The 11,775-nt window shown below is 67.2% G+C and carries 8 protein-coding genes; 5 read left to right on the forward strand and 3 right to left on the reverse strand.

Annotated elements, in window-relative coordinates:
* The first annotated feature begins 94 nt into the window (after positions 1 to 94).
* From edd to OG205_RS21915, 4 genes are all read left to right on the forward strand, one after another.
* Entirely contained in the window at positions 95 to 1,951 is a 1,857-nt protein-coding gene (gene edd, locus OG205_RS21900; RefSeq protein ID WP_330269990.1) for a phosphogluconate dehydratase, read from the forward strand.
* A 341-nt stretch (positions 1,952 to 2,292) separates the two neighbouring features.
* A complete protein-coding gene (eda, locus tag OG205_RS21905; protein WP_330278201.1) occupies positions 2,293 to 2,916 on the forward strand; it encodes a bifunctional 4-hydroxy-2-oxoglutarate aldolase/2-dehydro-3-deoxy-phosphogluconate aldolase in 624 nt (207 codons plus the stop codon).
* 214 nt (positions 2,917 to 3,130) lie between these two features.
* Positions 3,131 to 5,098, forward strand: a complete 1,968-nt coding sequence (locus tag OG205_RS21910) for a PEP/pyruvate-binding domain-containing protein (protein WP_330269991.1) — start codon at positions 3,131 to 3,133, stop codon at positions 5,096 to 5,098.
* The gene (locus OG205_RS21915) at positions 5,098 to 6,333 is read left to right on the forward strand and encodes an MFS transporter (protein ID WP_330269992.1); all 1,236 of its coding nucleotides are present in this window, start codon (positions 5,098 to 5,100) and stop codon (positions 6,331 to 6,333) included. The genes OG205_RS21910 and OG205_RS21915 overlap by 1 nt, the downstream gene beginning before the upstream one ends.
* Here the strand turns inward: OG205_RS21915 and OG205_RS21920 are convergent.
* The 3 genes from OG205_RS21920 to OG205_RS21930 form a co-directional block, all read right to left on the reverse strand.
* Positions 6,293 to 8,833, reverse strand: coding sequence for a helix-turn-helix transcriptional regulator (locus OG205_RS21920; RefSeq protein ID WP_330269993.1), 2,541 nt, complete (start codon positions 8,831 to 8,833; stop codon positions 6,293 to 6,295). The two genes, OG205_RS21915 and OG205_RS21920, sit on opposite strands and share 41 nt — an antisense overlap.
* A 246-nt stretch (positions 8,834 to 9,079) precedes the next feature.
* Positions 9,080 to 9,517 (reverse strand): zf-HC2 domain-containing protein, encoded by a 438-nt coding sequence (locus OG205_RS21925; RefSeq protein WP_330269994.1) that lies wholly within the window; start codon positions 9,515 to 9,517, stop codon positions 9,080 to 9,082.
* Positions 9,518 to 9,519: 2 nt separating this feature from the next.
* Entirely contained in the window at positions 9,520 to 10,047 is a 528-nt protein-coding gene (locus OG205_RS21930) for a sigma-70 family RNA polymerase sigma factor (protein WP_330269995.1), read from the reverse strand.
* 259 nt (positions 10,048 to 10,306) lie between these two features.
* On the opposite strand from OG205_RS21930, the gene OG205_RS21935 reads away from it, so the two are divergent.
* Positions 10,307 to 11,536, forward strand: a complete 1,230-nt coding sequence (locus OG205_RS21935) for a DUF4142 domain-containing protein (RefSeq protein ID WP_330269996.1) — start codon at positions 10,307 to 10,309, stop codon at positions 11,534 to 11,536.
* Positions 11,537 to 11,775 lie beyond the last annotated feature (239 nt).

Raw genomic sequence — 11,775 nt, forward strand, 5'->3', positions numbered from 1 at the left:
ACTTACTGTGTGTGGCGTCACGCCCGTCCGTGGGACGCCACCGTTGTCGTCTCGTAAGGGCCCCACCACGGCCCGTGATGACCCGGAGACCCCCATGACCGAACTGCATCCTGTTCTGACAGAGGTGACACGCCGGATCGCCGCCCGAAGCGCCGATTCGCGTCGCGTGTACCTCGAACGCGTGGCCGCCGCCGCGCAGGACGGAACGTCCCGGTCCGGCTTCGCGTGCAGCAACCTGGCGCACGGCTTCGCCGGAATCACCGGCGGCGACAAGGCGGCGCTGCGCGCGCTGCGCAAGTCCAACGTCGCGATCGTGTCCTCCTACAACGACATGCTGTCGGCCCACCAGCCGTTCCAGGAGTACCCGTCCTGGATCAAGGACGCGGTCCGCGCTGTGGGCGGCGTGTCCCAGTTCGCGGGCGGCGTGCCCGCGATGTGCGACGGCATCACCCAGGGCCGTGAGGGCATGGAGCTGTCGCTGTTCAGCCGCGACGTCATCGCCATGTCGACCGGTGTGGCCCTGTCGCACGAGATGTTCGACGCCGCGGTGCTGCTCGGCGTCTGCGACAAGATCGTGCCGGGCCTGCTGATCGGCGCGCTGTCGTTCGGGCACCTGCCGGCGATCCTGGTGCCCGCGGGCCCGATGTCGTCCGGCCTGTCGAACAAGGAGAAGGCCCGCGTCCGGCAGCTCTACGCGGAGGGCAAGGCGTCGCGCGACGACCTGCTGGAGGCCGAGGCCGCCTCGTACCACTCCCCCGGCACCTGCACGTTCTACGGCACGGCGAACTCGAACCAGATGGTCGTCGAGGTCATGGGCCTGCACCTGCCCGGCGCCTCGTTCGTCCCGCCGGGCACCACGTTGCGCCGTGCCCTGACCGAGCACGCCGGCCGCCGCGCCGTCGAGATGGCCAAGGGCGAGGGCTACACCCCGATCGCGCACATCGTCGACGAGAAGGCTGTGGTCAACGGCGTCGTCGCGCTGCTGGCCACCGGCGGCTCCACGAACCACACGATGCACCTGGTGGCCATCGCCGCCGCCGCGGGCATCGACCTGAGCTGGGACGACCTGAACGACCTGTCGGCGATCGTGCCGCTGATCGCGCGGGTCTACCCGAACGGCAGCGCCGACATCAACCACTTCCAGGCGGCGGGCGGTGTCCAGTTCGTCGTCGGCACCCTGCTCGACTCCGGCCTGCTGCACGCCGACGTCAACACCGTCGCGGGCCACGGCCTGAACCGCTACCGCCAGGAGCCGATGCTGGCCGACGGCGAACTGGTCTGGGTCGACGGCCCCGGCCGCTCCCTGGACCTCGAGGTCCTGCGCCCGGCCACGGACCCGTTCGCCTCCGACGGCGGCCTGCGCATGCTCACCGGCAACCTCGGCCGCGCGGTCATCAAGGTCTCGGCCGTGGCGACGGAGAACCACGTCGTCGAGGCCCCCGCCCGCGTCTTCACCACCCAGGAGGCGTTCCAGGAGGCCTTCAAGGCGGGCGAGCTCGACCGCGACGTGGTCGTCGTCGTCCGCCAGCAGGGCCCCCAGGCCAACGGCATGCCCGAACTGCACAAGCTGACGCCACCGCTCGGCGTGCTGATGGACCGCGGCTACAAGGTCGCCCTCGTGACCGACGGCCGCATGTCCGGCGCCTCGGGCAAGATCCCGGCCGCCATCCAGCTGACCCCGGAAGCCGCCGTCGGCGGCCCGCTCGGCCGGGTCCGCGACGGTGACGTCGTGCGGCTGGACGCCACCGCGGGCACGTTGGAGATCCAGGTGTCCGCGGAGGAACTGGCCACGCGCCCCCTGGTGGACTTCCCACCGACGAGCCGCGAGTGGATGGGCACGGGCCGCGAGCTGTTCGCCGCGCTACGCCGTAGCGTCGGACCGGCCGACCGCGGTGCGACGGTGTTCGGCCCCATCACCGCCGACCACTTCGCCCCGGTCACGCACCACTAGCCCGCTGTCCCGACATCCGCACGACCAATATATTGGCTCCGACACCACCGCTGACCTGCCCCTTAGCAACGAGTCTCTGGACTTCGTCCGCAAATGACTCATTGCAAAGGGGCGGTTCAGCGTGACCCACAGCCCGACCACAGCAGCCGACCGCTTGTCTCGCCGACCCTGCCCGCCCGCCTTTGCAATGAGTCTTTTGACTTCGTCCGCAAACGTATTTTGCATCCGGGGCAGGCAGGACGAGCACGAGGACGGCCTGCGATATATCGGTTTTCGATCAAGAGATCTGGCCAAGAGATCTGGCAAGGAGTGCACTCGTGACCAACGGTGACAATCTTCGGGTGACCACCGGGGCGGACCTGCTCGCGCTGTCGCCCGTCATCCCCGTCGTCGTGGTCGACGACGCCGACCACGCTGTGCCGCTCGCCCAGGCACTGCTGCGCGGGGGCGTTCGCGTCATCGAACTCACGCTGCGCACCCCTGCCGCGCTCGCCGCGATCGAGAACGTCGCGCGCGAGGTGCCGGAGATCGTGATCGGCGCGGGCACCGTCACGGCGCCGGAGCACGCGGAGCAGGCGGCGAAGGCCGGGGCCGCGTTCCTCGTCACCCCCGGCACGACCGACCGGGTGCTCGACGCCGCCGACGCGACCGGGCTGCCCTACCTGCCGGGCGCGGCGACGGTGTCCGAGGTGCTGCGACTGGCCGAGCGCGGGCTGACCGCGCTGAAGTTCTTCCCGGCCGAGGCGGCGGGTGGCGTCGACTACCTGAAGTCGATCGGCGGCCCGGTCCCGCACGTGCGGTTCTGCCCGACAGGCGGCATCACGCCGCAGAGCGCGCCGAACTACCTGGCGCTGGCCAACGTCGGCTGCGTCGGCGGCTCGTGGCTGGCCCCGAAGGACGCCCTCGTGCAGGGCGACTGGGAGCGCGTCGAGACCCTCGCCAGGGAGTCCGTCCGGCTGGGGTAACCCAGATCACGGACCGGAAGTTCGGCTCACATCACGAGACCGGCGTCCCACCACGTTGGATTGTTCACCCAACGGGAGGTGACGCCGGTCTCCACTTGACGACAGTTTAAGAGAAAGTGAACCGAACGGCCGCCAATTGAGATTTCAACCGGAATAACCCCAAACTCCCGGGTGTCACACTTGCTCGTTGCAATGGCGCACGAGAGGAGCGGGTGTGGCTGTCCAGGAAGCCGACGTGGCGGGGTTGGTCGGGGAACAGCTGACTATGTCGGCATTCAACCAGCTGTCCGGCAGTCTGGGTGGTTATTCATTCGTCAAGGTGGTGGTCGACCGGCACAACGGGACGATCCACTTCTTGAACAACGCACGTCACGAGTTCCACGCGCTTTACATCGGCACCGAGATCCTGGACATCGCCGAGACCGAGATGCGCGCGCGGATCGACGAGTTCAACCAGAGCTTCTACCACGCCTCTGACCGGCGGTTCTTCCTCGGTATCCTGTCGCTGCACAAGCGCGAGGACAGGCGGATGTTCTCGCTGGAGACGGTCGAGGTCGACACCATGTCGGCGGACATGATCGAGTTCTTCTACGCCGAGGTGCGCAAGAACGTCGACGCCGCCGTGCCGTTGTTCTTCAAGCCGGCGAACCATCTCCAGGAACAGGAAGTGGCGGAGCTGCCCGCGGAAAGGCTTCCACGGATCCTGGCGCACGAATTGTTCTCGACGGCTGAGTTCGTCGCGTTGAACCCCGGCATCACGAAGGGCCGTTTGCGCGCATTCCGCAGCGAGCAGGAGTACCGCGAGAACACGCTGGAGTGGTTCGACATCGTGGTGATGCACCGCGTTCCGGACGACATTCCGCGGCTCGCCGGCATCATCAACGCCGGGCACACCACTCCCCTGTCGCACACGAACGTCCTCGCGACCGGCTGGTCCATCCCGAACGCCATCCAGATCGGCGCGTTCGACCTGATCGATCGGGAGAACCTCGACGGCCAGTGGGTCGAGTACGAGGTGTCCCCGCGCAGCGCCGAGGTCGGGCTCCAGCTGATCGACGAGCCGCAGGACGCCGGCCAGCGGCCTGCCTGGTACGCGCAGCGCGTCACGCTCGACGAACCCGAGCACACCTACAACCCGATCCTCGCCCTCGGCAGGATCCGCTACAACGACCGCCACCGCTACGGCACGAAGGCCGCGAACCTCGGCGAACTGCACCACGTGCTCGCCACCGAGTCGCCGCGCCGTCTGCTCGGGTTCTTCTCGGTGCCGCGTCCGCCGCGCGACAACCTCATGCCGTACCTGGCGAAGCTGCTGCACAAGACCGAGGACGACGACCTGCTCGCCGCCGCCCAGCAGTTGCTCGCGGAACGGGTGCGGGTGCCGCGCGGCGTCGCCCTCCCGTTCTCGATGCACCAGGGTTTCCTGGAGTCGTCGCCGAAGATCCAGCAGGCCATCGGCAAGCTGAAGATGGCGCTGGAGCTCAACGCCCGTGAGATCGAGCCGTTGTGCGTCGAGCTGCAGCAGCTGATCCGCAAGACCCGCGTGCCGGACTACCTGCTGTCCGAACTGGACACCGCGCTGGTCGAGAACCTCGCGGGCGTGCGGACGTTCGTGGTGCGCAGCTCGTCGAACGCCGAGGACCTCGCCGGGTTCTCCGCCGCGGGCATCTACGAGTCGTACAACCACGTGACCACCGCCGAGAAGATCGTGGAGTCGGTCAAGGAGGTGTGGGCGTCCCTCGTGTCCGCCCGCAGCGTCCGTCTCCGGCAGCAGGCGGGCATCTCGCTGGACGACTGCTTCATGGGCGTCGTGGTCCAGGAGCAGGTCAGGGCCGACTTCGGCGGGGTCATGGTCACGACGAACCCGATGAACCGCAACGACTTCCGCAACGTCTACGTCAACGTCTCGCCGAACGTCACCGACGTCGTCGAAGGCTCGAAGCAGCCGATGCAGTACCTCTACTCCACTGTGGAGGGTGGCGGCCGTACGGTCTCCCTCGGTGACGCGAAAGAAGATCTCGGCATCAAGGCCCACGCGCAGTTGCAACGGCTCGCGATCGTCGGACGGCTGCTGCAGGCGCACTTCTCGCCGGACTACACGTTCGACTCGCCGGTCGACATCGAGTGGCTCGCCACCGACGACGTCCTGTACGTCCTGCAACTGCGGCCGTACTCGATCTGATGCTGGGTCTTCGCGTACCGGCGACTCCGGATGTGGCGCGTGCCGTCCGCCTGACGTACGGCTTCCAGTTCTTCTTCGGGCTGCTGCTGTGGATCCCGATCTTCTACGAGTACCAGAAGCAGCTCGGGCTCAGCGACGCCGAGATCTTCGGCATCCAGTCGATCTACTACATCGCGTTCTGCCTGCTGGAGATCCCGACCGGCATGGTCGCGGACCGCTTCGACTACCGCACGTCGCTGTGGCTCGGCGCGAGCGTGCTGGTCGTCGCGAACCTGGTGCCGGTGCTCGCCGGGAACTACACCGGGTTCCTGGTGCACTTCCTGCTGATCGCGCTGGCGAGGTCGCTGATCTCCGGTGCTCAGAGCGCGTACCTCTACGAGTACCTGCACGCACACGACGCCGGGCACCTCTACCTGAAGGTCGAGGGCGTCGGACGGTCGTACAGCCTGGTCGGCAAGATCGTGTACTGGCCGGTGATCGGCCTGCTGATGCAGTGGAACATGCCGTCGCCGTACTGGCTCACCGCGATCAACGCCGCGATCGCCGTCGTGCTGGCGCTGCGGCTGCCGCCGATTCCGAACTGGCGACGCCCGGAGGGCAAGACGGCGAAGCTGCTCGCGGGCGTCGGTGGCGCGTTCGGCTCGCTCAGGACGTCGCGCTGGCTGCTGTTGCTGATGATCCAGGGCATCGCGATGTTCACACTCGTGCGGATCCTGCAGGTGAACCTGTTCCAGCCGGTGCTGGAGTCGAAGGACGTCTCGGTCGGCTGGTACGGCTCGGTGCTCGCCGCGATGACGATCTTCGAGGCGATCGCGGCCGCCCGCCCGCACTGGCTGTCGCGCAGGATCGGGCCGGCCAGGTCGGTGTTCCTGCTGACCGTCGTGATGGCGCTGGCGATCGGCTTCATCGTGCCGTCCGGCGGCGTCGTGACGATCGTTTTGCTGTGCTTGTTCTCCGTGACTGCGGGCATGAGCTTCCCCCTCCAGAAGAAGCTGCTCAACGACGCGATCCCGGACTCCCGTTACCGCGCAACGCTTCTGTCGATGGAGTCCATCATGGACCGTGCGGTGTGCGCGGTCGTCGCGGTCGCGCTCGGCGCCTACCTCGCTGGCGGGCGGCTCAACGAGTTCCTGGTGCTGTCGTCGGTCGTCACCGTGATCATGATGGCGTTGCTGACGGGATTGCTGATCGCCGTCAGGACCACAAGGCGGCGACGAGCTCAGCTCGTCCCGTGATGCCGAGCTTGCGGTAGGCGCTCGACAGGTGCAGTTCGACGGTGCGGCGGGTGAGGTGCAGGGCTTCGGCGATCTGCCGGTTCGTCAGGCCCTGCGCCGCCATCCGCGCGACCCGGTTCTCCTGCTTGGTCAGGCCCTGCACCTGGTCGTCCTCGTCGCGGACCTCGTCGCCCGCGAGCTTGGCCAGCGGGTGCGCGCTCAGTTGACGAGCCAGTTCGAACGCCTTGCGCAGGTGCGGGGCCGCTGCCTCGGTGCGGCCCTTGCGGCGCAGGTGGTGGCCGAGCCAGTAGGACGACTGGGCGTGCAGCAGCCGGTGCGGTGACGAGCCGAGGATCTGTTCCGCCTCAACGAGAACGTCGATGTCGTCGGTACTGATGCCGACGCTCATCATCGCGGTCCCGATCACCCTCGGGGAACCCCACCGCTTGGCCAGGTCGAGTTCCTCGTGCGCCAGCCTGGCGGCGTCGTCACGGTTGCCGAGTGCCAGGTAGGCGCGCACGGCGTGGTGCCGCCACGCCATCAGCGCGGGGTTGGGCATCTCGCGGGCGGCGAGCCGCCGGCCCGCCTCCAGCAGGTCCTCCAGCGCGCCCTCCGCGTGGCAGGACGCGAGCTTGAGCCGGCCGCGGGCGAAGACGATGTTGATGTGCTGCAACAAGTCGCCGTCCTCGGCGACGAGCGGGGCGGCCTCGTCGAACTGCCCCATCTCGATGCAGACCTCGGCCAGCTTCGCGGTCGCGAGCACGACGGCGGGGCAGTCCCCGTTGCCGGTCGACACCGGCGGCGTCAGGAACGTGTACGCGCGGGCCAGGTCGCCGCTGTTGTGGAAGGTCGAGGCGCGGGCGATCATGCTGAGCATCCCGCGGCGCAGGTGCGGGTCGTGCGAGACCGGCGCGGTGCTGTGCGAGAGCCAGAACTTGTTGATGTGCTCGGGATCGTCGCCGAGCACCGGCACCATGAACGTGAAGATGTAGGGCTCGCCGAAGACGTCGACCCAGTCGCCTTCGAGTGCTTCCAGCGCGTACTCGACGGCTTCGGCGTACGAGTCACCGCTGCGGGCGTTGCCGACCGCGAGCAACGCCGACCGGGCGCGTTTGAGGTTCGGGTCTTTCGGGACGTCGCCGACCAGGTCGTCGAAGTACCTGCCGGCGCAGTTGGCCATGTGCGCGTTGCGGTTGGCGGCCAGGAGATAGGTGGTGCAGACGAGGTTCCAGACCTTGTCCCGGTCCTCCGGCAGCAGCCGCGCGACGACCATGATCGCCAGTGAGACCGCGAAGTGCGCGTCCGAGCCCGTGCACATGCGCTGGATCAACGACAGCGCGACGTTCGCGGCGAGGTTCGGGTCCTCGCACTGCACCAGGGCGTCGCGGACGCGATCGCGACCCAGTGCGTTGTCCTGCAGGTGTTCCGTGTGACCGAGCTCGACCTCGATCGCCAGCCGGTCCTCATCGGACAGGTGCTCCTCGAGCGCCCGTTCCAGGTGCTCGACGCCGCCGACCTCGCGCAGCACGTCGACAGACCACGGCAAGCGCACGGATCTGGCCTTCAGCACGTGCTCGGCGACGCGCTCGTCGGGAGCGTCCGACTCGAACAGCAGCCAGGCGGCGCGGGCGTGCGCGGCGGAACGGACGGCGATCGGCATGTCGGCCAGGATGCTGTTGCGCACGAACGGATACCGGAACGTCAGCGGGTCGGTGTCGGCGAGCACGCCGAGGCGGACGAGCGTGTCGACGGCGGGCAGCGCGTCGAAGCCAGTGAGCGCGGACAGCAGCTCGAGGCCCGCGTCGCCGTCCAGGACGGCCGCGGATCGCGCGACCTCGGCGGCTCCGGTGTACTCGCGCAGCCGCATGCCGACCATCTCGCCGACGGCCGCCGAACCCTCACCCTCCTCGCGCAGCAAGGCCTGGAGCAGATAGGGGTTGCCGCCGGTGAGCTCGTGGCAACGCCGCGCGTCACGACCGGGAAAGGTCTCGGTGAGGCTTTCGATGGCCGCGACGTCGAGGCCGGCGAGATCGATCCGGTGCGGGTGGGCGCCGGCGATCTCGGGCAGCGTGACCTCGTCGATGTTGAGGTAGCCCTGGGACGCGCCCAGCGCGATGACGACCGGCATCTGCTGCAGCCGTGGACGCAGGTACGCGAGCGCGCGCTTGGAGAAGGTGTCGGCGACGTGCACGTCGTCGATGACCATGAGAATGGGGCCCTTGCGCGCGGAGTTCGCGGCACGCGCGTACAGCTCTTCCAGGTCGTGCTCGTTGGCGAGGCACGGCGCGAGCTGGCGGACCACGGCACCGGGGAGGTGGCTCTCCAGGCGGGCGCTCTTGGCCAGGCGGACGGTGAACCCGCGTCCGCGGGCCTCGGCGGCGAGCGCGTCGAGCAGCGCTGTCTTGCCGATGCCGAACCCGCCGGTCACCACCACGCAGGAGCCCATTCCCTGCACAGCGTCGTCCAGCAAGCGTCCGAGAGTCGCGAGTTCCGCGTCCCGGCCGAGCAGTGGAGATGTCACCTCTGTCTACCCCTGCCTTCGGTACCGAGAGGACCGCAGGTCGAAGGTTCGGTGGTTCCTTCGGTAGCGACCGTAAAGACCTGCGCTTCGTCGTCGGGCAAACTTACCCACAGGTAACGGTGAACGGAACTGTGAGCTGTTCGCAGTGGTGAGTGGGAGCGAGTGATGATCGTGGCCAGGCTGATGCGCGGATGGCTCCGCCTCGCCTGCCTGCTCGCCGGCCCCCGCTCCGTGTCGCAGCGAGAGTTACACACGGCCGAGCAGCTCAAACGGCTGGGCGTGAGTGGACTGCGCTCGAGTGAGACTGCCGACATCGACCGGATCGGCGTGCGAGGACAGCGACTCGACGACCGACAGCACCGCGGCGATGGCCACCACGACGCCCGCCGCCACCAGCAGGATGCTGCGAGCGATCGGGCACGGCTGACGCGCACCGGGCGGGTTCTCCCGCAGCACCGGCCGCAACATCGGCGCGAACGTGCCGAAGTCGGCCACGTCGCGCCGGCAGTCTTCGCACCCGGCTAGGTGCCGGGAGAACATCACGTGCTCGGCCGGGTCGAGCACACCCAGCGCGTACCCCGCGACATCACCGCACGGCCCTTCCGGGCTCGTGCGGTTTTCGTCGTCCTGGTCCTGTCCTGCTCCTGCTCCCACGTGCTCGTGATGTGGTTGACGGGTCACCATCACTAGCTCCTGTCCTGCAGCGCCCGGCGGATCGTGTGCATCGCCTTGTACAGCCGGGACTTGACGGTTCCTTCGGGAATTCCGAGAACGATCGCGGCCTCCCTCACCGTTCGCCCCATGACATACGTTTCGTAGATGGCTGAACGGTGTTCGTCACTCAATTGGCGTACTACATCGGTAATGACCATCACTGAAAGTGTCTGTTCGGTGTCGTCCGGAGATTCGGCGATGTCCGGGCGCAACAATTCCACTTCCTGCGGGCGCGCCTGTCGGCTTCGCCATCCGTCGATCACAATGCGACGAGCCACAGTACAAAGCCAACCGCGCAACATCCCGGGTTCCCGAACGAGATGTGCGGAGTTCTGCCAAGCCCTGATCAACGTCTCCTGAACAACGTCTTCCGTCCACTGGCGGTCGTAGTTGGTCAGGCACAGGACCTGCGAGAACAGCATCCGCTGAAACTGACTGTAGAGCAGCGTGAGCAATTCTTCGTCCTGGTGGGCTTGTGCGACCTTGCCCTGATCACCCATGAAGCTGACGACCTCCCCAGATATCGGCGACGGGTTCGCTTCGGGCGGCAGACCTAGCGACTCGGTGGCCGAGCATGGAATCCTCCAGATAGTACATCCCGAACACGAAAACCTCTCGGGTACGTAAATTCAGTCCGAATGGTTCGCAGATTGCCGTGTGATGCACGTCACATGCATGCCTGAGCGCATCCGTGAACCCTGACCTCACCTGCGCGTATCACCTTTGAAGGCAGCTCGATCACGGGAGGGAACGGGCACTATGCGTCACCGGTTGGGCACGCTGGGACAGCACGCAGCGCTGTTTACCATCCTGTCTGTCGTATTTCTGGGGGCTTTCATCGGAGTCGTCCCGGCCAATGCGCAATCGACAGAAGTACAGCCGTCGGACCGCTCATTCATGGTATCTCTGCGCCAAGCAAACTCTTGGTTGATACCGGTGAGCAAAGAAGCTCCGGCACGCACGACGAATTCAGGCATAAGCAACGCCGGACGGGACATCTTCGAAGGGCATTCACGACTCGACATCGACCTCCTGAAATCCGCCGAAGGACTCGGCGTGGTCCTGCCGAACGACGTCAGCGGTGAGCACCAGGCGCTCATCGACGAGATGGCGCAACGCACCGGGGACAACCACGACCGCGCCTACGCGACGATCGTCCGGCAGACCCAGGGCGGCCTTCTCGTCATGGCCGTGCAAACGCGGGCAACAACGCAGAACACCACAATTCGCACACTCGCCCACCAGACCGTGCAAATGCTGATTCGTACAATGACGGTCCTGGAGAACACCGGCAGGGTCGATCCGTCGGCACTCGAATTGGTGACGGCCAAGGCCCAGGTGAACGCGGTACGCGTAATCGGCCAGAACATAGAACCGTCGGACCGGGAATTGCTCGTGATGCTCACCCAGCATTCACTTTGGCAGAAACCGTCCAGCCGCGAGAGCTCCGATCGCGCCCGCGACGCGAAGGTCCGCAAGGTCGCGGGTCAGCTCGCCGCCGAGCACACCCAGCTGACTCAGGCGGTCACCGAGGCCGCCCGGCAGATCGGCGTGGACCTCCCGGTCGAACCGACGACGGAACAGAAGTCGTGGGCGAACGCCATCTCGTCCAGTTCGGGGGACGAGCTCGACCGCATGTACGCGAACCTGTCCCGCGCCGCAGACGGCTCGCTCATCACCCAGGTCGCCCACGCCCGCGCGACGACCAGGAGCGTCCCCGCGCGCATCGCCGCGCAGACCGCCCTGACCCTCCTGCTCAAGCACATGCTCCTGCTGGAGGGCACCGGCCTGGTGAAGGCGAACTCGCTGCAGATGACGAACGTCCCGCCCATCGCGCAGCAGAAGTCCAACAGCAGCCCGCCGCCCCAGCCCGACGACTCGTCCACGAGCGTCGGCTTCCTCACCGGCATCGCCGTCCTCGTCGTCGCCGGCGCGGGCACCCTCTGGCTCGTCCGAGCCATCGGCCACCACGGCGAACACCGCCGCTGACCGCTTGCCCACCGATATATCGGCTGCCGCCCTCGCCAACCGATACGTCAGCGCCCGGCGGGCCTCCGCAGCCCGCCGGGCGCACCTCATCCACCCCTTTGCAACGACTCTTTTGACGACGAAGTCCAAAGAGTCATTGCTAAGGGCCAGGTCAGCAGGGGTGGCGGGTTGACATAATCAAGGTGAACGCGCAAACAGGCCGCGCGGCGCCGGACCCCGCCGACCGATATATGGATCTT

The sequence above is a fragment of the Lentzea sp. NBC_00516 genome (assembly GCF_036346835.1).
Classification (GTDB): Bacteria; Actinomycetota; Actinomycetes; order Mycobacteriales; family Pseudonocardiaceae; genus Lentzea; species Lentzea sokolovensis.